The sequence below is a fragment of the Rhizobium sp. 16-488-2b genome (assembly GCF_017741815.1).
Lineage (GTDB): Bacteria > Pseudomonadota > Alphaproteobacteria > Rhizobiales > Rhizobiaceae > Rhizobium.
Genome location: NZ_JAGHMF010000008.1, coordinates 37216 through 58624, shown reverse-complemented (window position 1 = coordinate 58624; position 21409 = coordinate 37216). Strand labels below are relative to the sequence as shown.

20 protein-coding genes are annotated in these 21409 nt (G+C 58.5%); 12 read left to right on the top strand and 8 right to left on the bottom strand.

Features of this window, described 5'->3' with window-relative positions:
• Positions 1 to 210: 210 nt before the first annotated feature.
• From J5286_RS08980 to J5286_RS08935, 10 genes are all read left to right on the top strand, one after another.
• Positions 211 to 1191: an aldo/keto reductase gene (locus J5286_RS08980; RefSeq protein WP_209190021.1), complete on the top strand. Its 981-nt coding sequence runs from the start codon at positions 211 to 213 to the stop codon at positions 1189 to 1191.
• 107 nt (positions 1192 to 1298) lie between these two features.
• Positions 1299 to 2597 (top strand): MFS transporter, encoded by a 1299-nt coding sequence (locus J5286_RS08975; RefSeq protein WP_209190020.1) that lies wholly within the window; start codon positions 1299 to 1301, stop codon positions 2595 to 2597.
• Positions 2598 to 2933: 336 nt separating this feature from the next.
• Complete coding sequence (locus J5286_RS08970; protein WP_209190019.1) at positions 2934 to 3224, top strand: Dabb family protein; 291 nt, start codon at positions 2934 to 2936, stop codon at positions 3222 to 3224.
• A 303-nt stretch (positions 3225 to 3527) separates the two neighbouring features.
• A complete protein-coding gene (locus tag J5286_RS08965) occupies positions 3528 to 5141 on the top strand; it encodes an amidase (RefSeq protein WP_209190018.1) in 1614 nt (537 codons plus the stop codon).
• Between the two features lie 219 nt (positions 5142 to 5360).
• On the top strand, positions 5361 to 5813 hold the full coding sequence (locus J5286_RS08960; RefSeq protein ID WP_209190017.1) for an Lrp/AsnC family transcriptional regulator: 453 nt from the start codon (positions 5361 to 5363) through the stop codon (positions 5811 to 5813).
• Positions 5814 to 6245: 432 nt separating this feature from the next.
• Positions 6246 to 7481 (top strand): urea ABC transporter substrate-binding protein, encoded by a 1236-nt coding sequence (locus J5286_RS08955; RefSeq protein WP_209190016.1) that lies wholly within the window; start codon positions 6246 to 6248, stop codon positions 7479 to 7481.
• A gap of 73 nt (positions 7482 to 7554) precedes the next feature.
• Positions 7555 to 8421 (top strand): ABC transporter permease subunit, encoded by an 867-nt coding sequence (locus J5286_RS08950; protein ID WP_209190015.1) that lies wholly within the window; start codon positions 7555 to 7557, stop codon positions 8419 to 8421.
• Between the two features lie 17 nt (positions 8422 to 8438).
• Complete coding sequence (locus J5286_RS08945; protein ID WP_209190014.1) at positions 8439 to 9521, top strand: ABC transporter permease subunit; 1083 nt, start codon at positions 8439 to 8441, stop codon at positions 9519 to 9521.
• A complete protein-coding gene (locus tag J5286_RS08940) occupies positions 9514 to 10239 on the top strand; it encodes an ABC transporter ATP-binding protein (RefSeq protein WP_209190013.1) in 726 nt (241 codons plus the stop codon). Before J5286_RS08945 ends, J5286_RS08940 begins: the two co-directional genes overlap by 8 nt.
• Entirely contained in the window at positions 10229 to 10939 is a 711-nt protein-coding gene (locus J5286_RS08935; RefSeq protein WP_209190012.1) for an ABC transporter ATP-binding protein, read from the top strand. Before J5286_RS08940 ends, J5286_RS08935 begins: the two co-directional genes overlap by 11 nt.
• A 285-nt stretch (positions 10940 to 11224) precedes the next feature.
• Here the strand turns inward: J5286_RS08935 and J5286_RS08930 are convergent, their stop codons facing one another.
• The 4 genes from J5286_RS08930 to J5286_RS08915 form a co-directional block, all read right to left on the bottom strand.
• Positions 11225 to 12223 carry an AraC-like ligand-binding domain-containing protein gene (locus J5286_RS08930; protein ID WP_209190011.1) on the bottom strand — a complete coding sequence of 333 codons (999 nt, stop codon included), beginning with the start codon at positions 12221 to 12223 and terminating at the stop codon, positions 11225 to 11227.
• A 432-nt stretch (positions 12224 to 12655) separates the two neighbouring features.
• The gene (locus tag J5286_RS08925) at positions 12656 to 13762 is read right to left on the bottom strand and encodes an alkene reductase (protein ID WP_209190010.1); all 1107 of its coding nucleotides are present in this window, start codon (positions 13760 to 13762) and stop codon (positions 12656 to 12658) included.
• Between the two features lie 51 nt (positions 13763 to 13813).
• The gene (locus J5286_RS08920) at positions 13814 to 14485 is read right to left on the bottom strand and encodes an SDR family oxidoreductase (protein ID WP_209190009.1); all 672 of its coding nucleotides are present in this window, start codon (positions 14483 to 14485) and stop codon (positions 13814 to 13816) included.
• Between the two features lie 4 nt (positions 14486 to 14489).
• Positions 14490 to 14870: a VOC family protein gene (locus J5286_RS08915; protein WP_209190008.1), complete on the bottom strand. Its 381-nt coding sequence runs from the start codon at positions 14868 to 14870 to the stop codon at positions 14490 to 14492.
• Positions 14871 to 14964: 94 nt separating this feature from the next.
• On the opposite strand from J5286_RS08915, the gene J5286_RS08910 reads away from it, so the two are divergent.
• Both J5286_RS08910 and J5286_RS08905 read left to right on the top strand, forming a co-directional pair.
• Entirely contained in the window at positions 14965 to 15855 is an 891-nt protein-coding gene (locus tag J5286_RS08910; RefSeq protein ID WP_209190007.1) for a LysR family transcriptional regulator, read from the top strand.
• Between the two features lie 41 nt (positions 15856 to 15896).
• A complete protein-coding gene (locus tag J5286_RS08905; protein WP_209190006.1) occupies positions 15897 to 16133 on the top strand; it encodes a hypothetical protein in 237 nt (78 codons plus the stop codon).
• On the opposite strand, the gene J5286_RS08900 is transcribed toward J5286_RS08905, so the two are convergent.
• The 4 genes from J5286_RS08900 to J5286_RS08885 all read right to left on the bottom strand — a co-directional run bounded on the left by J5286_RS08900 (position 16120) and on the right by J5286_RS08885 (position 21365).
• The gene (locus J5286_RS08900) at positions 16120 to 17892 is read right to left on the bottom strand and encodes an ABC transporter ATP-binding protein (RefSeq protein ID WP_209190005.1); all 1773 of its coding nucleotides are present in this window, start codon (positions 17890 to 17892) and stop codon (positions 16120 to 16122) included. The two genes, J5286_RS08905 and J5286_RS08900, sit on opposite strands and share 14 nt — an antisense overlap.
• Positions 17889 to 18662, bottom strand: coding sequence for an ABC transporter permease (locus J5286_RS08895; RefSeq protein ID WP_245205619.1), 774 nt, complete (start codon positions 18660 to 18662; stop codon positions 17889 to 17891). Before J5286_RS08895 ends, J5286_RS08900 begins: the two co-directional genes overlap by 4 nt.
• 95 nt (positions 18663 to 18757) lie before the next feature.
• Complete coding sequence (locus tag J5286_RS08890; RefSeq protein WP_209190003.1) at positions 18758 to 19720, bottom strand: ABC transporter permease; 963 nt, start codon at positions 19718 to 19720, stop codon at positions 18758 to 18760.
• Between the two features lie 103 nt (positions 19721 to 19823).
• On the bottom strand, positions 19824 to 21365 hold the full coding sequence (locus tag J5286_RS08885) for an ABC transporter substrate-binding protein (RefSeq protein ID WP_209190002.1): 1542 nt from the start codon (positions 21363 to 21365) through the stop codon (positions 19824 to 19826).
• Between the last annotated feature and the right edge of the window lie 44 nt (positions 21366 to 21409).

Below are 21409 nucleotides of genomic sequence, written 5' to 3'. Positions count from 1 at the left end.
AGACGCTTATGTTCCACATTTACAAGGATCTAGCGGCAAAAAAGCGAACGACGACATTGCAGTGGGCGCAAGTATAGTTGCTGAATCCGATCGGAGGCCGCTCTCCCAAAAATTAAATGTTCGGCTAATCTAGCATGATGAAATTTGCCACGATGCGGCTGACCCTGGAGGGAGGGCACCGCGACACAGTCGGGCAGGGAGGCATGCTAAATGACAATAGAAATCTCTGGCATCAAGAGAGCGGGCCATTTCGTCGCCGTGCCGCGCCAGCAACGCATTATCCTTGGTACGTTTGCTCTCGCCGACGCGACGCAGGACGAATTTGATGCTGTGCTCGACACGTATCTCGAAAGCGGGGGCGAGTGGATTGATACGGCATTTGCCTATGGATACGGTTCCGCAGAATTGAAACTTGGGTCCTACATCCGGCGCCGCGGCGCCAACGTCCGCATCTCGACGAAAATCGGACATTTTCCCGAGGCTCCCGGCTATCGTCGACCGGGCGCGGTAAACGACGCATTCGCCGCAATGCAGGAGCGTCTCGGACGCTTGCCCGACCAGATACTGCTGCATGAGGCGGACTGGGTTGTGTGGTGGCGCGACGATGGGCAGCCGTTTCAGATCCTGCCCGAAGGAGCAATGACGCCTGAGCTTCAAACGGCGCCGGCACTTCTGGATGTTCAAGCGGCTGCGGCGCGGGCGGGCATCCGGTGGGGTTTCAGCGGCAATAATGCGCCGACTCTTGGACGTGCCTCCTATCGTGTAACGCCCGATGTTGTGATGGTTGCCAAGCAATACGACCTACTCTGGCGGTCAGCCGAACCCCTTGTCGAGATCGCTTCTATGAAAGAATTTGATCTTTGGCTTGCCTCTCCGTTCCATCAGAGCTGGCTCTTCAGACTGCCTGAGCTGGCGCGGTTCGGTGACGAAGCGAACCCGCAGATCGCACGTGGCGCGCGGGCACTGGAAGAACTTACGTCCGCAACCGGACGCGGGATTGTCGATCTGGCAATTCCCTTCCTCCTGGATCGACACTGCGACACTCGGATAGTTGTGGGCGCACGAAGTGCCGAGGAGATCGCAGGGGTGATCAACGCAACGCGTGAACCGTTGCCGATCGAGGTAACTGACGCGATCGACCGGATAGGTTTCATCGCATCACCAATGAAATCGCCACAGCAGCTAAACTAGCTGCCAGCCGTAATTCAACAGTCAGCTTGTAGCATCCAACGTCCGCATCCACCGCGGGAGCGACGGCGCGCGTCAGCATGCTACACGGTCACGTCAGGGAGGAATGAATGTCTGACTTCGAGAATGCCGTTATCCGGAAGGTGAGTAGGCGCCTGCTGCCAATCCTCTTCCTGTCCTTCGTTGTCGCGATCATCGATCGCGTGAACGTAGGTTTCGCAGCGCCGCACATGAGCGAGGAACTCGGGTTCACGGCAACTGCCTACGCCATCGGCGGCGGCATCTTCTTCATCGCCTACTTCCTATTTGAGATCCCCAGCAATCTCATGCTGGAGAAAGTTGGCGCGCGCCTTTGGATTGCCCGGATCATGATCACCTGGGGCATCCTATCGGCCGCAACTGCGTTCGTATGGGACACATCGAGCTTCTACACGATCCGGTTCCTTCTGGGCATTGCGGAGGCTGGTTTCTTTCCGGGGATCGTCCTCTACCTCACCTATTGGTTCCCCGAACGGCACCGCGGCAAGGGGCTCGGCGGCTTTATGGTTGCTGCACCCGTCGCCGTCGTGATCGGTTCGCCGCTATCGGGCCTTCTGCTCAATATGGACGGGATAGGTGGATTCCATGGCTGGCAGTGGATGTTTGTCATCCAGGCGATCCCGGCCGTCTTGATGGGGGCTGTCGTGTTGCTCGCGCTCCCGAGCAAGATGAAGGATGCCAAGTGGCTGAACAAGGCCGAGAAGGACTGGCTCGAACAAGAGCTGGCACGCGATGAGGCACAACAGGCGGACCACTCGCTGAACGGCTTCAAACAGGCGATTACGAGCGGCAAGGTTCTGGCTTTCGGCCTCGCATATGTGGGCATTATCTGCTCGGTCTATGGGATCGTCTTGTGGCTCCCGACTTTGCTCAAGGGCTTCGGTCTTTCCAATGTCGCCTCCGGCTTCGTGAATGCAATTCCCTACGCAATCGCCTGCGTTGCTCTCACTTTCTGGGCTCGCCATTCCGACCGCACGAAAGAGCGCTCATGGCATGTGGCGATCGCCGCATTCGCCGGATGTGCTGGCCTGCTCGCTACCGCAATGCTCGACAATCATCTGTGGCAGATGGTGGCACTGGCTTTCGCGGCTGCGGGCATCTATTCGGCCCAGACGACTTTCTGGACGCTTCCCCCTCAGTTTCTCAAAGGCAAGGCGAAGGCAGGTGGTATCGCCCTCATCAATTCCATCGGCAATCTCGGTGGATTTGCAGGCCCCTATGCCGTCGGTGCTGTGAAGGATGCGACGGGCAGCTTCGTTTACGGGATCGTCATGCTGAGTATCTTTGTCGGGCTCACCGGAATTGCGATCTTGATCATGACGCGCGGGCAGAATGAAGAACGGGCTGAGGGCCAGCTCTCGGCAAATTAAAACGCGGGCCGGAAGAAGGGAGGCCGCTCTCGCTGCCTCCCTTCCTCAATTTCGGGTTCGGCGCAAGGTCAGCAGGACCCGTCAGATGCACGGTCTGCTTGCCAAGTTGGTATGCGCCCAGCGCAACGAGCTCGGGCAATAGACGCAATCACTCGTGGGGGCTTTACCAATATCGCTCCGCAGGGCATGGATGAGAGGCGTAGATGCACAGGGCGATCTCCAACGTTCGCCCTGCCGAAGTGACAGACTAATGTGCGGGACCAGCTTCGATTTCGGTCAGAGACAAGCACGGGCGCTGGCAGAAAAACGTTCAATCAAGCAGGAAGGCGAGATCAGATGATAAAGCATACAGTGTTCTTCAAGCTCTCTCACGCGAAGGGGTCTACCGAGGAGCGCGAATTTCTCGAGGCAGCCCGCGTGCTCACTGAGATCCCGGGCGTGCAGAACTTCCAGAGCGTACGCCAGACGAACTTGAAAACAACGCTCGATTTCGGGTTCCTGATGGAGTTCGCCGATCAGGCAACCTACGACAGCTATAATGCGCATCCTCTTCATGTCGCTTTTGTCGAAGAGCGCTGGAAGAAAGAGGTCACAAGCTTCTCGGAGATTGACTACGAGTTGGATTAGGACCGGGACAACGCGGCGCCGGAGGCGTATTGGCGTGCAGGCATCGTTTGGTCCAAAAAAGGAAGGCGAATCCCTGTGCGTCAGTTCCGTGCTCATTGGAGTCGGGTGCTACCATCTACGCCGTGCGCGATCCAACGCACCAACAAATGTCCGGCCGAGTCAAAACTTTAGCCGCTTCGGCCAAGCTGCTTCCCTTATCGTTTGGGCGTCAATGCACAACACGAAAGAGGGAATATGTCTGTTTCAATGGCTTACCGCACCCGTATTGCAACGTGTGGCTTGCGAAGCTGCGGCCGTGCCGCAGTGCCATTTTCTGCAACGGCGCTTGCGGCAGCCCTGATCTTTTCCAACGCCTATGCAGACCAGGCGTCGCCAGCGGCTTCAACGGCGACCATCGTTTCCAAGGGTGTCACCGATCCGAGCGGTCTGGTAGGGGTTGATGCCGCCAAACTCCAGAAGGCGCTGTCTGCCGGTCAGATAACGTCCGTGAAACTGGTGCAGGCTTATCTCGACCGCATAAAGGCCTATGATGCGCCGCACGAAGGCATCCCAGGCCTGCGCGCAGTCATCGACCTCAACAAGGATGCTCTCGCGGACGCGAAGGCGCTCGACGAAGAGCGCGCCGCCGGAAAAATTCGCGGCCCGCTCCACGGCATACCGATCCTCGTCAAGGAAGTGATCAACATCAAGGGGATGTATACGCCTGTCCGCGAAGAGAGCTTCAAAGATCTCATGAATCCGATCATCGCGCCGAGTGACGCGTTCACGATCAAGAAGTTGCGCGACGCAGGAGCGATCATTCTTGCACACACCAGAAATGGCGAAGGGACGAACAATCCCTTTGACCAATCGAAGCATCCCGGTGGTAGCAGCGCGGGCAATGGCGCTGGTATCGCCGCTGGATACGCCCCCTTGGGACTTGGTGAGGATACGGGTGGCTCTACCCGCATTCCCGGCGCATGGACGAGCACGGTGGGCTTCCGTCCCTCCACGGGAATGGTGAGCATGGACGGCTCTTGGGCATATTCCTATTGGTCGGACACCCTTGGGCCGCAAGCGCTGACGGTCTCCGATGTTGCGACCATGATGGATGTCATTGCTGGATACGATCCAACTTATCCCTCCAGCGTCAAGTTCGACCTGCCGAAGACCTTCGCCGCGAAGCTCGACAAGGACTACCTGAAGGGCAAGACCATCGGCATACTTGAGCCAGCTCGGCGCGCGTCGGAACAGAACGTCGTGGCTGCCTTTGATGAAGCCGTGAAGAAGTTCGAGGAGGCGGGAGCAAAGGTGGTGTCGATGGACGTCGACATTTCGCCAGATCCCAAGACGGCTGAAAAGGACGGCACCCAGGCTCTGCTCGAAGCTCCCGGCGGCGGGCTTGCGGGTTGGGTCTTCCCGACCGCGGAAGGTGCCGCCGATCGCTTCTTCGCCAGCCTTGATGCCGATGACTCGGACGTCGCCAAGCTTGCCGAGCCAACCGACAAGTTGACGCAGCATGATCTCGATGTGGCCGCAAAGCAGCCGTTGACGCCAGCAGACGACGAAGCGCTGGGCAAGGATCTCGAGAACAACCGCAAGAGCTTGCGGAACTGGTACGGCAAGATAGTCGAGAAATACGGCGTTGATTTTGTCGTCTATCCGACCATGCGCACGCTGCCTCCGGCTGCTGCCCTACCCAAGGGAACCTTCAAGCCCCAGAACACGCAGATTGCTCCGTTCCTCGGCTATCCTGCGATTTCCATCCCAGGGGGTTACGTCGACGATCTGCCATTTGGCGTCGAGATCATGGGCGTCAAGGCAGGCGATGATGCGGACGTCCTCGGAGCGGGTTTCGCGTTCGAACAAGCCTCGAACTTCCGCCGTGCTCCGGCGTCCACCCCGGCCCTTAAGGGCGAGATGGACCTCATCAAGTAAAATCAAGCCGGGCTCGCTGTCAGCGAGCCCGGTTTGCCGCCTAGGTCAATTGTGACGCTCGCTGAATGCTTGGAATGATGTTGCAGCGCAGCAATTTCTGAGTTACGCATATTCATCGAACACAATTGTACTCATGGCTCAAATCGTGGAATCAAGCACTAATATTTTCTGCTTTTGTGTGGTTCGTCGCTACTGCCTGGTTGTCCAGGCGTGACTAAAATGGATGATATTGACCGCCGGATCCTGCGTATTCTGCAGCGCGAGGGCCGGGTCCAGAATACAGACCTTGCGACGAGGGTAGGGCTGTCACCCACTCCCTGTTTGCGCCGCGTCAAATTACTTGAGGAAGCGGGGATCATCGAGGGCTATGTAGCGCACCTTGACGCAGCAAAGATCGGGCTACACCTGACATTGTTCGTTCGAATCTGGCTGACCGGGCAGGATGCCGACACGGTCGATCACTTCACGTCCCAAATCATCAAACTGCCGGAAGTGGTCGAGTGCCATCTGATGGCTGGGGACTGCGACTTCATTCTGCGTGTCGTAGCATCGGACCTCGATGCCTATCGGAAATTTCAGATCAACCATCTCTCGCGCATAGAGGGTGTAAAGAATCTCAAGACCGAGATTCCTATGCAGCAGATAAAGCTGACGTCCGAGTTGCCCGTCTGACCCCGTTTCTGATTGCAGAGCTAAGGCTCGCTCGTCGCCTCGCCAACGACGCCTCATTCACGATGCATGAGAACGATGAGGTGCCAATCGATGCGATTGAAGCCTTGCCGCTATCTCCAGCTTTAGGCTGGTTGAAGATGACGCCGCCCGGTGGGCCAGGGAATTGACGCCTCACCGAATCCCGAGAGGCTTACCTCTGTCAGGGCGTATATCTCGCCTACCTTGCTGGTGCGCATCGCAATTCCAAAGAGGGCAGTCGAATGGCAGCCACAGTCAAGCTGGGGTGTCTTCGCCGAGCAAGACGAGAGGAGCACACCGTCATAACTTCGAATTGTCTAATGCATGGACGGGAGCCGGGCAGGTCTCGCGAACATGAGAGAAACGACAGTCGGACGCCACAAGGTGTCGGTACATAAGAAGGGAACTACGACAATGCTGAAATCCAAAATGTTGGCGAGTGCCGCCGCTCTGGCACTGATCGCCCTGGTGTCGGGTATAGCCCACGCCGAAGACCCAATCAAAATCGGCCTGCTTGAAGATTCTTCGGGGGACTTCGGCCCGATTGGCATTCCGAAGGTGCATGGTTCCGAACTGGCTGTCGAGGAGATCAACAAAGCCGGCGGGATCATGGGCCGGCAGATCGATCTGATCTATCTCGATCCGCAGAGCGACAACGCCCGCTATCAGGAGTTCGCGCGCCGGCTGATCGACAGGGACAAGGTCGACGTGCTTATCGGCGGTATCACATCCGCCTCTCGCGAAGCTCTCCGACCGATCATCGACAAGGGCGAAACACCCTACTTCTATACCAATCAATACGAGGGCGGCGTCTGCGACGCCAACACCTTCGCGACGGGTGCCGTGCCTGAACAGCAGTTCTCGACGCTCATTCCCTACATGGTGAAGAAATTCGGCCCGAAGGTCTATGTCATCGCGCCGGACTACAACTTCGGTCATTTGGCGTCGGAATGGAACAAACAGATCCTGGCGCAGGACGACGTCAAGGGCACGCTTGTCGGCGAAGAGTTCATCCCGTTGGGCGTCAGCCAGTTCGCTCAGACCATTCAAAACATCCAGAAGGCCAAACCTGACTGGATCCTTGCAGTCCAGGCTGGTCGCGCTCAGGACAGCTATTTCGAGCAGGCCGCGGCCGCGAAGCTTAACATCCCGATGGCCTCATCGGTGAAGGTCATGCTCGGTTGGGAGCACAAGGTGCTCCCGCCGCCCGCACTTTCCGGCATGCATGTCACGGCCAACTGGTACGAGGAACTCGACACACCCGCGGCCGAGGCGTTCAAGAAGAAGTGGCACGCCAAATATCCGAACGAGACCTACATCAACGACATGGGCTACAACGCCTACTGGACGATGTATCTCTACAAGGAGATGGTCGAACGAGCCAAATCGACCAAGCTCGAGGACATGCGCAAGGTCGTAGCGCAAGGCGACGTCTGCGTCGAAGCGTCCGAAGGCAAGATCTGCATGGATCCCAAGAGCCAGCACATGTCGCACAACATGTATCTCCTCTCGGTCAACGACAAGCACGAAGTGAAGCGCGAGCAAGATTTGGGCGTGATCCAGCCGTTCTGGCTGGGCTCGGTCGGCTGCGATCTGACCAAAAACAATCCGCAGGAGCAGTACAGCCCGGATAACCTTCCTCAGAACTGATTAGGACGGATGCACGCGGCGCTCAAGAGACGGGGCGCCGCGAAGCCATTGAACTGGTCTCGAGGTGCATAAAATGCTGGGCGAAATTTTCTCCTACATCTATCAATTTGCCGACATATTCGCCTTCCTCGTTCTGGCGTCGGCTGGTCTCGCCATCGTGTTCGGCATGATGGGCGTCATCAACATGGCGCATGGCGAATTCATCATGTGCGGCGCCTACGTAACCGTGGGCATGGTCAACCTGGGACTTCCCCTTGTGCTGGCCCAGCTGTGCGGCGCGCTTGCCGCGGCGGTATTGGGCGTACTGGTCGAAATCGTTGTCATTCGCCGCTTCTACAGTCGGCCCGTCGATACGCTTCTGGCGACCTGGGGCTTGAGCCTCATCGTTACACAAGGCACGCTTCTCGTGATCGGGCCGAGCCTTTCAGGGATTGGAACGCCGCCAGGAAGCTTTTCGGTTGGCGATTACTCATTCTCGACATACCGCGTCATTCTCTTCGCCGCCGCCATTGCCGTGCTTGGCCTCCTATATCTCCTGTTCATGCGAACGCGTTTCGGCGTCCTTGCGCGTGCCACGATGCAGCAGCCCTCCATGGCTCGCGCGCTCGGTGTGAGGATCAATTGGATCTACGCACTCAGCTTTGGACTTGGGGCTGGTCTGGCAGGGCTCTGCGGGGGGCTTTACGCGCCCACCATGAGCCTCGTTCCGACAATGGGCGCTACCTTCGTGACGGATAGCTTCGTCACGGTCGTGATCGGGGGCGCCAATGTGCTCCTCGGAACAGCGCCAGCCGCCATCATCCTGTCATTCATTCGTACCGGCCTCAACGCTTGGCAAGGACAGGTCATTGGCCAAATCGGGATGTTGGTGGCCGTCATTCTTGTCATCCGCGTTCTGCCAGACGGCGTGACCGGCTTGGTCAATCGGCATCTCCGCTGAAATCTAGGATTTCTACCATGCTCAAACTCATCAATGGTCCACAAACACTCGGGACGGGACGTCGCTTCTGGGGCAGCTTCGTGGCCGTCCTGCTTGCAGCCCTGGCCTTTCCGCTTTTTGCCGATCCCTATGATGTTGGCAACTTCGCCTACTTCTTCGTCTGGCTCTTCATGGCCTTGGGCCTCTGCGTCATGTGGGGGTACGGCGGTATCATGTCCTTCGGGCAGACGTTCTTCTTCGGTATCGCGGGATATGCGTATGGTGTTATCGCCATCAATCTCGGTGGGCGGGGCTTCACCACCTTCGAAGCTCTCTTGCTCGGAGTTGCCATTTCCGTCGTCGCCGCCGGCATACTCGGCTATTTCATGATTTATGGGCGTGTCGGGGGCGTATTTTTCGGCATAGTTACGCTCGCGGCCACGTTGGTGCTGACCTTCTTTCTCAGCCAAACGGCAGGTCCCGAGTGGGCGATCGGCAAGGCGCGCCTCAATGGTTTCAACGGAATGACCGGGATGAAGCCGCTGAACATCACGTATGGCGATATCAAGATCTATTTCGAAGGGACGAACCTCTACTATCTTATGATCGCCCTTCTCCTGGTGGTCTATTTCGGGCTCCGGATTCTCTTGAACTCGAAATTCGGCAACGTGATCGTTGCAATTCGCGAAGATGAACAGCGTGCAGAACTATTGGGTTACGACGTGCGGAAGTATCGTCTGATCACGTTCTGCATAGGCAGCGGTCTCGCTGGTCTCAGCGGCGCCCTCTATACGGCCTGGGGACAATTCATCACTCCGACGACCATCGGACTTCCGGCAGCGACGATGCCGATCGTCTGGGTCGCCTTCTCCGGCAGGCAGGAGATCACCGCCACGCTTGTCGGGTCATTCTTCTTCCTGTTCGCCTACCAGCTCATCACAATCTACAGTCAGCAGGCGGCCCTCATCCTCACCGGCGTGATCCTTCTTGTGACAGTCATGTATGTGCCTGAAGGGTTCGTCATCGGGTTCATCAAACGGGTCGGCCTGCTTAGCCGTCGCCGACGCCAGGAATCCGCGGCTGTCCTTGGCACGCCCGCAGGAGACGGCGCCCATGGCTAAGCTTCTCGAAACGCACTCGTTGTCGAAATCGTTCGGAGGCTTGGCGGCTGTATCCGATGTCACTTTGTCGGTTGATCAAGGCGACATCCATTGCATCATCGGTCCGAATGGCGCCGGAAAAAGCACGTTCTTCAAGCTCGTCGTAGGAACCTACCAAGCTACCTCCGGTCGCGTGGAGTTTGACGGTGCGGATGTGACAAGGGAGATGCCATTCAGCCGGGTGAAACGGGGGATGAGTATCAAGATGCAGAAGCCCTCTGTCTTCAAAGAGTTGCCTGTTCGTCAGAACATTCACATCGCCCTACAGCACCACGTCGCTTATGGAGAGCTGAAATCCGAGGAGGATCGTTTGCTGGAGTTACTCGATCTGTCCGCAAGCCACAGCAAGCTCGCAGGCGAGCTGTCACATGGCCAGCAGCAATGGCTCGAAATCGGAATGGCTATGGCTTTGCGTCCCCGGCTTCTTTTGCTCGACGAGCCGACCGCGGGGATGTCTCCGGAAGAAACGCACAAGACAGGCGAGCTGATCCTTCAGCTGAACAAGGAAGGCACGACGATGCTCGTCGTCGAGCACGACATGGCGTTCGTCCGCCAGATCGCGAAGGCCGTCACGGTCCTCCACTTCGGACGAAAGTTCGCGCACGGATCGATTAACGACATAATCGCTGACGAGCGTGTGGCCGAAATCTACCTGGGAAGAACCAACCATGAGCACTGATGCCGTCCTCCATGTCGAGAATTTATGGGCACGATACGGAGCAACCCCGATCCTACAAGGTGTTGACCTTTCCGTGTCGAAAGGTGAAATCGTCAGCTTGATCGGTCGCAACGGGGTCGGGAAAACGACAACGATGCGATGCCTGATTGGCCTGCTTGGAGCGGCGTCCGGCAGTGTGCGACTGCTTGGACGTGATATCACCAAGCTCTCCGCCGATAGCCGCGCACGTCTTGGAATCGGTTACATTCCGCAGGGACGCGACGTCTTTCCCCGCATGACGGTCCAAGAAAACCTTGAGGTTGGGCGCTCGATCGGCGGTCCGGCGGGCAAGAAGCTGCCGGAACTCGTTTTCGAGTCATTTCCTCGCTTGGCGGAACGCCGCAATCAAATGGCTGGAACCATGTCGGGTGGCGAGCAGCAGCAGCTTGCAATCGGGCGTGCGCTGATCGGAAATCCCGTTCTGATGCTTCTGGACGAACCGTCCGAAGGTATTCAGCCGTCCATCGTCCAGCTCATATGCAACGCACTAAGATCCTTCAGCCGTGAGTTGGGGACGACAGTCCTTTTCGTGGAGCAGAACCTCGACACAATTCTGTCATTGAGCGACCGCTCCTATGTCATGGAGAAAGGCCGGATTGTGGGCACGATCGCATCAGGCGAAGTGACGAGCGAGACGGTGCGGCAAAATCTGATGCTGTGAGAGGGCGAGGCTGGAGCCACCCAGACAGTGCAAACTATTGGAGAGCAGGCGGGCCGGGGGGCAGTGCCCGGCCTCATTAGGCTTGCATTATCATTCCGGCGCTGGACAACTCCAAAACAGACGGAGTTGCATATCAATGTCAGAAACATACGACCGCGGTCGCGCCTTCGAACAGCGCGTTTTCGAGGTTCTCACGTGCCTCAAGGGCAATTTCCCATAAGACGTTTGGATATTGGATCATCCGGCAGGGGAGCGGCACCATTAGGCGCCTTCGCACTATCGCCTCTAGTGTGAAACGTTGCTGCCTGGATCCGCGTTAGCCAGCCGATGGCCTTCGCGAGCCTCAACCCCGCGAAGGACGGCCCCAGGCGTCACCCCGAACGCCAACTTGAACGCGCGCGCGAAATGCGAGAGGTCGTTGAAGCCGCACTGATAGGCTGCTTGAGTCACCTGCGCAACGCGCCGCTCCGACAGCAGGGCGAAGCTTGCGTCGAGCCTTCTCTTCCACACATGCTGCATTACCGTTCTGCCGTCGGCGGCGAAGGCGCGGGCAAGCGTTCTTGAGGATGTTCCCGTGGCGCTCGAAATGGTTTCGATGCTCAATTCATAATCATCCAGTTGCGCATCGATGAAATCGGAGGCCTTCCGACGAACCATCTCATATCTGTTGGAATCGCCGCCGGCGTCGCCGGCCGAAGACTGCTCCATCGTGACGATCAACAAGTCCATGAGGGCCGACGCAAACCGGGTTTCGGCGGAGTTTGCACTGGAGTTGGCCTGCATGCGCAAAGCTTCCTCAGCGATCTGGTGCAGAAGGCCAGTCATCGGATTGTCCTGTGCAAGCTCGACCCCAGTCAGCCGTTCCGCTTGAGGGAAGCGAGCAAGAAACCGTCTACGAGGAATGCGTAGAATCAGGGATGTGATTGCCCCCATCTCATGTTTAAACGGTCTGCCCGCATCGAGAAGAACGATTGAGCCAGCGGTGGCTTCGACCATTCTGCCATTTTGACAGTATCTCATCGAACCTTCCTTGAGGAACGTTGCGACGAAATCCTCATCAGGCGCACGACGGACGATCTGTGCGGTCCGGACGAAGGTATGCGGCTGCGCCTTCATTTCGCAGATTGTCAGCCCGGCCAAGGGACCGCCCCGGAGGGAGCCCTGAAAACTATGAGGATCTCCGTATTTCGCCTCTGCGGGGATCAATTGAGCGGCAACACTGTCATGCCAGTACTTGGCGCGTTGGCTCTGCGAAAGATCGGCGGTGGAGTAATGAAATGACATGTTCCGTAACCAGCAAAGGGCGACCGAACATCGGTCACGCGCGGTTTCATCGAAGCAAGGCTTATGCCAGTCGGCCGCTATCTGCCGACACAGGTGACGCTGTATGCGTCTCTTTGCATCTCTTCCGCGAATAGTCCCGAAGCCTAACTATCGAAACTGGTATACGCTGGATGCTAAGTCTCAAAACTTATGCAAGAGCCACTTTCGATGTCAAGTTTGTGGCATGCTCAAAAGGCTCAAACTTCATTACAATCAAGGTGGTTGACGACATCTGCTTAAATCTTGGACACAGGACTTTTGGCTGTTCTGAATAACGGAAAAGGGTTTTGGTGGTGGGCATATATATATATGTCTTCCGGTGCCTAACTGTTGAAGAAGGCACCGGATGAATCTCAGATCGGCTGCGGCGGGAGCAGATCGATTCCAGCTGATTTATGCTGTGGCTGGGATCCAAGCCTTATAGTCAGTGTACCCTTGCCGGCTGCCACCAAACAGCGCTGCTCCATCGAAATCCGCTAGAGGCAGCTGCTCAGCAAGCCGGCGGGGAAGATCCGGATTGGCGACGAAAGGGCGACCGAAGGCCACGAGATCGGCAAGCCCACTTTCGAGAATGGCATCCGCGCGCGCTTTGTCGTACTTGCCTGCCACGATGATCGGGGCCGTAAAACGGGAACGGATCTCACGACGAAACTCATCGGTGAATTCCGGTGCGTCGTCCCAGTCCGCCTCGACCAGGTGGAGGTAGGCAATCTGCTTGCTGGCGAGATAGTCTGCCGCTTCCAGGATCGTCGGCAAGATATCGGGGCAGGCCATGCCGCGGGCGGTGAGGAACGGCGCCAGACGGATTGCCGTCTTGTCTGATCCCACCTCGTCAGAAACTGCATCGACCACATCCTTGAGGAAGCGAAGACGCTTTTCGCGCGAACCACCGAATTCATCGGTACGGACGTTGGAAGTCGTGCGCAGGAACTGGTCGAGCAGGTAACCATTGGCGCCGTGAATCTCGACACCGTCGAAACCAGCGGCGATCGCATTGCGCGCGGCACGGCGGTAGTCATCGACGATCGCGTGGATCTCCTCCACCGCCAACGCGCGCGGCGTCGGGCAATCGTACATGCCACCGACCCCGGTCTCCTGATCTACCATCCAGATCGATCCCTCAAACGGGACGGCCGATGGCGCAACTGGGAGATCGCCGCCGTGAAAAGCCGGATGCGACATACGGCCGACGTGCCAGAGCTGTAGGAAAATGCGGCCGCCTGCGTCGTGAACCGCGCGTGTGACCAGCCGCCAGCCTTCGACCTGCTCGTCGCTGTAGATGCCAGGGGTGAAAGAGTAGCCCTTTCCCTGCGGCGAAATCTGGGTCGCTTCGCTTACGATAAGGCCAGCACTTGCTCGCTGTGCATAATATTGCGCGTTCATTGCGTTCGGCGCATCGCCAGGCTGTGTGCTGCGCGCGCGTGTCATCGGGGCCATGACGATGCGGTTCGTCAACGCGATGTCACCCAGGGCGCTGGGCTCGAAGAGTCTGTTGGACATGCTGTCTATCTCTTTTCTTGGAAGGATCGGTGGGATGCGGTGGGGATGGGATCAGTTGACCAAGGCGCCACCGTCGATGTCAATCACGGCGCCAGTCATGAATGGATTATCGATCGCGAGAAGATAGCCGCGAGCGACATCCTCTGCGCGGCCGTAGCGTCCCGCCGGCAGGTTGGCTGCAGCGCGCTCCAACATTGCCTGCCGGGCCGCTCCGTCCATCGCCTCATATGCTTCGGTGTCCGTCAGGCCAGGGCTGACGACATTCACGCGGATGGGCGAGAGCTCGCGTGCAAGGATTTTCGCCACTGCCTCCAAGGCGGAATTCATGGCCGTCTTCACAAAGGTGTTCGGCACGGTGCGGCGCGCGAGGAATCCGGTGGTGAACGTTATCGTCCCGCCGTCCCGCATTTGGCGGGATGCTGCCTTGGCGACAGCGAGACTGCCCCAGAACTTGGTATCGAATGCAGCCTTGGCATCCGCCAGATCGACATCAACGAGCTTGCCGCCCGGAGCCTGGGATCCGGCGGTGAATACGAGGTGATCGATCGGGCCGAGTGACGAGAAGTATCTCTCGACGGCTTCAGGATCGGCGACATCGAGACCCGAGCGTCGGCTGGCAATGATGACGCGGCCCTCTCGCTTGCTGAGTTCATCAGCGACAGCGCGACCGATACCTGTGTTGCCGCCGACGACAACTGAGATGGTGTTTTGGTGAAAATTCATCGTTTCACTCCTGTGGTAAGGGTTCAGAAAAGACGGCTTCCAGCAGAGGTCCTCCGGGAGCGTGGAAGAATAGGCGACGCTCCTGAATCTCTGGCAGGTCCATTTTGGAATAGCGTACGTTGAGACGCTCGAGCTTCGTGCGGAAAGCCTGATATCCCTCCAGCCTGAAGCCGACATGATCGATCGCCTCGGCCGGATGGCCGACGCCATAGCCGGGGGAGCCGATTATGTGGACCAGCGGTGCGCCGTTCGCGTATAGCCAATGGCCCGGTATTCCTTGGATCTTCGCCGGGCGAGGACCTTCCGTGAGATCGAATACGGTTTCGAAAAACTCACGAGTACCTGCAATGTCTCGCGTTCGGATGGTCACATGATCAAGCTGCATGGCAGTCTCCTTGCTTGTGGAGACATATTTATTGCTTACGGCATCCCTTGATAATTGCCTTGATAGCGAAATGATATTTCGGTAAAACCGAAATATGTTGCTTGATAATCTCACCCTTTTTTTGACGATCCTCGAGAAAGGCAGCCTTTCGGCTGCGGGCCGCGAGTTGGGGCTGTCTCCCGCCTCGACCTCAGAACGCCTGACATCGCTGGAAGCCTATTACGGTGTGACACTGTTGACGCGTACGACCCGGTCGATCAGCGTTACGGACGAGGGCCGAGTGCTCGCAGAAGGCGCGCGCCGTCTGTTGGCCGAAGCTGATGAGCTGGAATCCCAGGTGCGCCTCGGAGCGCAGACGATATCCGGCCCCATCCGGCTCAGCTGTCCAGTCGATCTCGGTCACAACCGGATTGTCCCTATCCTGGACCGCTTTTTGGAACTGCATCCAGCGGTGACGATCGACTTGAACCTGACTGACAACTTTGTCGATCTGGTCGGGCAGGGCTTCGATTTCGCGGTTCGGTATGGCGCTCTCGCAGATAGCAGCCTTAAAGTCCGGCAGCTGGGCGAGAACCGTCGGGTGGTCTGCGCTTCACCAGAATATCTGCGCCGCAACGGCACTCCCATGCACCCTGACGACCTTATGCATCACGACTGCATTTTGATGCGGTTCGGCATGAACATAGACCGGGTGTGGTCGTTCGTGGTCGATGGGTCGACAAGGCAGGTCACCGTCCGCGGCCGCCGTGTAGCGAACAACGGCGAGCTGGTAAGGTGCTGGAGCCTAGACGGACGCGGACTCTGCCTTAAATCGATCTGGGACGTGCAGGAGGATCTCAAATCCAATCGTCTCGTTGAGGTGCTGGCGCCCTTCTCTGCTGGAAACACTACGCTTCAGATCGTCTACCCACCCGTGCGGGTTCAGCCTCGTCGCGTTCGAGCACTCATCGATATGATCTCCGCCGACCTAAAGCCACACCCCTGAAATACGGCTTCAAGTCATCCGGGGCTGCGCGGGCCAGTCGCTTGGAGCACATCGACGTCGACATGGATGAAGACGCGCTTGCAGCGTTGGGCCAGATCGTCGAGCGCGCGGATCATCGCGCCTTCGAGGCCGTATTGTTCGAAGGCGGGCTTGTGGACCTTGGCGCCGATCGCGATAGCCGCTGCGCGCCGCGTTTTCGGGGCGAACTGCTCGTGAAGCCCGACCGTTATGATGCGCTCTTCGGGGATTTCGCGAACGGGTTGCTCAGGCGGCCTTGACCACCTCCAGGGTATCCGACAGGAGCTTGCGTGTGTAGTCGGTGGCGGGCTGATCCATGACCTCGTCGGTGGATCCGAATTCGATGATCCTGCCCGCGCTGAGGACCGCCACCTGATCTGCGAGGCTTCTTACGACGCCAAGATTGTGCGTCACGAAAATCATGCTGAGGCCGTCGGACATAAGATTTCGGAGCAGTTCCACGACCGCGGCCTGGACGGATACGTCGAGAGCGGACGTCACCTCGTCGCAAACCAGAATCTCGGGGCCGCAGATGAGTGCGCGAGCAATCGCAGCGCGCTGTTTCTCACCACCGGACAGTTCGTTCGGAAAACGGTCTGCGTAGGTGCTCGGTAGGGCAACGCGCTCCAGAACCTCTTTGATCGCCCGTCGCGCGGCCGCGGTGTCTCCACCGAAGAAGTGGCGGTGGACGAGTTCAATTGAGCTTCCGATCGTCCGGCGCGGGTTCAGTGAACCGTAGGGGTTCTGGAAGATGTACTGAATTCTCCTTCTGTCCTCGGCTGTCCGGCCCGAATGTCCAGGGCGGAGTGCCTTGCCGTTGAAGAAAACGTTTCCATGCCAGCCGTCATGCAGGCCGGCGATGCATCGGGACAACGTGGATTTTCCGCTTCCGGACTCGCCAACGATGGCGAGACACTGGCCGCCGCGAACACTGATGTCGATGTCATGCAGAACGGTATGGTCGCCGTATGAAGCATTGAATCCGGATACCTCGAAGATCGGTTTGCGCTGATCCACTTCAGCCCGGCCGGGCGCGATCAGAAGACCGCGTTCCTTCGACTGTTCTCCTGGAAAATGGCATCTGACGACATGGTCCGTGTTCGCAAAGGGCACAAGATCGGGGTTCATCAAGCATGCATCGGTTGCGATGTCGCATCGGGTGCGGAATATGCATTCGGGGGTGGATCGGACGATGCCCGTGGACGTGCCGTTACCTATCGCCCGCAGGGTTCGTCTCTGCTTGGCCGATGGCAGGGCGTCAAGGAGCGCTTCGGTATAAGGGTGCGCGGGTTTATCGAACAAAGCAGATGAACTCGCCTTCTCCATCACCCGGCCGCCGTAGAGCACAAGGACCTGATCTGCTACGTGGGAGATAAGGGCTAGGTCATGCGACACGTAGACGGCGGCGATCGAATACTCTGCGCACAGGCGGGCCACGAGCGAGATGACGTCTTTCTGAACAGACACGTCCAATCCGGTGGTCGGCTCGTCGAGCACGATCAGGCGAGGGTAGGCGGCAATCGCCATCGCGATTCCGATTCTCTGCTGTTGCCCGCCGGAAATCTGGGACGGATAGCGCTTCAGGAACTCACGCGTGGCTGGCAGCCCGACATCGGTCAGGATCGCAGAGGCTCGTTCGAGGGCCTGTTTCCTCGATATCGCTTTCCTCCCGTGAAGCAATCCCTCCAGAAGCTGTTCGCCGATGCTCAGCGCCGGATTCAGGGATGCGTTAGGGTCTTGCGGAACATAGGCCACCAGGTCGCTTCGCCTCGCCCGGCGTTCGGCAGCGGACAGTGCGAGGAAGTCGATGCCATCGATCTCAACCTTGCTGCCGTCGGCAATTTGAGTGCCGCTTCTGGCATATCCGAGCATCGCCAGCGAGACCGTTGTCTTGCCGGAGCCAGATTCCCCGACCAGACCCAGCACCTTTCCGGGCTCGATCGAAAACGAGACTTCGCTTACCAGGGGTTCGCCCGTGGACGCCAACTCGACGCGCAGGTTTTCAACTACGACACTCATTTCGCCGCTCCTTCGGTTCTGCCAAGTACGCGGGACACGCCTTCAGCGAAGATGTTGCCTCCGACGGTGAATGCAGCAATCGCAGCCACCGGGACGAGCACGGCCCAAGGCTGGGTTGAGAGAGCATTCCGGTTTTCGTTGATCATCAGACCCCAGTCGGCGTCGGGGGGCTGTATGCCGTAGCCGAGGAAGCTGAGACCCGCGAGAGCGGTAATCGACCACATCAGACGAAGGCCCACTTCGACGAGCAGCGGGGAGGTGATGTTTGGGAGCACTTCGAACAGGATGATCCGAGCGCCGGGCACTCCGATCGCCCGCGCATGCTGGATGAACTCCCGTTCCACGACAGCGAGCGCCGCGCCGCGGAGCACGCGGGAGGCCGTTGGCGCGAGGGAGACGCCGACGACGCAGACAAGCAGCAGCTTCCCTGGCCCGAACATGGTGACGAACAGGAGGCTGAAGACCGTCGTCGGGAAAGCCAGCTTCACATCGACTATTCGCATGATGGTCTCGTCAACCCAGCCTTTGTAATAGGCTGCCCACAGACCCATTGCGGTTGCGAGGGCGATTGCGATTGCCGTCGTACAGAGGGACATCCAAACGAGGCTGACGCCACCGTGCAGGAAGCGCGAAAGGACATCGCGACCGAGCGCGTCGGTCCCGAGTAGAAAGTCGGGCTGGGGAACGTCGAACGGAATGCCAACGAGTTCCGAGGCCTCGTATGGCGCAATCAGAGGACCGAAAAGCGCTATGCCGATCACGGCCAGCATCAGAACGAACCCGATTTGGATCCGCCCTGAGCGAAGGATCCGTGCGGATGTTGACGAGGGCGCCCGAGCGACCTCGAGTTTCGCGGCTACATCGCTCATTTCAGGGATCCTCGGCCGGGTGGCGTCAGCGCAGCCGCGAAAAGGTCGGCAACGATGTTGGCGATGAAGAAGGTCGTGGCGATCAATAGAACGATGAACTGTACAACGGTGAGGTCGCGGTTGCCGACTGCATCCGTCAATGCTGTGCCCATGCCCGGAAAATTGAATACGTATTCGACCACCACGATCCCGCCGACGCTTACGGCAAACACCGTGGCGGTCGCCTGAAGGGTGGGCACCGCGGCATTAGGGAGGGCATGGCGAAACAGGACGCGCTTTTGTGATAGCCCCTTCAGTATGGCGAACTGGATATAGTCCGTGGAAAGCACATCGATGACCGATGCCCTGACCAGCCGGTAGAGGTAAGTCGTCTGAAGCAGGAACATAGTGAGGCACGGGAGCACGAAGGCCTGTGCGCGCGTCGCAATCGACTGCTCGGGAGAGATGAGCGACACCGCCGGGAGGATATGCATCAGATTGGTGCTGAAGATGACGACAAGCAGGACGCCAAGTACAAACTCCGGAAGAGCGTTCACGCCGAGCGAAATTGCCATCAACCCCTTGTCGAACCACGAGTCCTTATAATAGCCAGCGAGGAGCCCAAGCGTGATCGAGGTCGGCAACGCAAGAATAATGCTGACCGTCACCAGCGTGAACGTGTTCGCTATCCTGCCGGAGAGAAGGCTCCAGACAGGCTGGCCCGCCGTCACTGACATGCCGAGGTTGCCCGTTAGGATCCCGCCGAGCCAGGTGAGGTATTGCATGATGACGGGCTGATCCAGGTGGAGTTGGCTACGAAGGTGCGCCAGTTGCGCGGGCGTCGCGTCCTCGCCGAGCATCATGGCAGCGACATCGCCCGGGAGAGCCTGTGTCGCGGCGAAGATTAGCGCTGATACGACTATCAGGAGAAGCAGGCCGATCAGGATGCGCCTGATCAACCATGACCATCTGTTTTTCATTGCAGTCACCTATTTGCTGTCCAGCAGCTCCATGCCTTGGGACCGGACGGGCGGCCGCGCACGCCAATCGGACGACGTGCGACCGCCCTCGGTTTTTCGTCGTTTAGGAAAGCGAGACATCCTTGAGGTGATAGAGTGGCGAGTCGACGCTGTACGGCACCAGTCCATGCACGTTGGAGCGGTAGCCATTCAGCGTGTTGGAGAAGCCCCAGATGATGCTGCCGCCGCGCTCGTATTCGATGGTGCGCATCTTATCGATAATCTCGCACCTTTCCGTCTCGCTGGACGTGGCCATCGCCTGGCCATGCAGCTTGATGAACTCCGGGTCGTCCCAGTGAGAGACGTTGAATGGCGTCTTTGGCAGAAGACCGCGCGTCGCCATCGGGAGGTAGAGGTCGGTGAGGAAGTCGATAGCGAATGTCCAGTTGAGGAAGCCGCCGACATAGGCGGCCATGTCCACGACCTTGACGTTGATCGTGACGCCAGCCTTGCGCGCCTGCTCTGCGAACACTTGAGCGCATTCGACCTGTCCCGCGGTGCCGTTGGTCGTGACCAGATCGATCGTGAAGTTCGACTTCCCCGCCTCTGACAGAAGGCGCTTCGCTTCGTCGATATCCTGCTCGCGCTGGGGAAGGGTGGATTCGCCGCACGGCGCAATCGTGCGCCCGACCATGTCGTTGCCAACGGATCCGAACCCCGCGAGGGCGACGTTGACCATCTGCTTCCGGTTGGCAATCAGTCGCATCGCCTGTCGCACCCGCACATCGTTGAACGGCTCGATGTCGGTGCGCATGTAGATCGGCAGGTAGGTCGGCGACGGGTTATTGACGAACTTGATTGGCGCGTCGTCCTTGATGGTGCGGGCTTCAGCGAACGGCATCGAATAGGAGATGTCGACCTGTCCACCGCGCAGAGCGTTGATGGCGGCAGTGCTGTCATTGATGTTGAAGATTGCGAGCTTGTCAGCGTGCGCGCGGCCGCGGAAGTAATCGCCGAATGCTTCGAACATCGATTCCTGGCCCGGCGTGAATGACACGAACTTGAAAGGACCGGTGCCGACGGGATTCTTCGGGTCGAAGTCGCGGACGACCATCCGGAGATAGCGGTTTGCCCAGATGGAATCGAACGATCCGTATGGCTTCCCAAGCTTGAACAGAACGGTGTGATCATCCACCTTGGATATACCTGCCGGGTCGATGAACTTGACCAGACCCGAACCCTTGGTGGGTGCTGCGGGATCAAGGATACGCTTTACCGAGTAGATGACATCGTCGGCGACGAACTCCGCGCCGGAATGCGTCCTTACGCCCTTCTTGATGCGGACGGTCCATTCCGTGGCGTCCGAGTTTGGCGTGAACGACTCGGCGAGAACCAGCTGGATCGTAGAGTCCGGACGATATTCGGAGAGGCCGTCGAAGAGGTTGGTGAATCGGACGGCGTCGGCGATGTATCCTTGAGTGACGTGGGGATCGAGCGAGCCCGTGGCTGACCCTGGCGCTGCGACCTTGAGAGTGCCACCCACCTGCGGGGTCTGCTGCGCCAAAGCCGGGGAGATACCCGCGGCGCCCGCAAATCCAAGCGCCGCACCATAACCCAGGAGCTGGCGGCGGGATAGGTTATACTGGAGTTTCGTTTGATCGGACATTGCTTCCCCATCTTGATCTTGTTGTGATGGCTCGCGCGGATCAG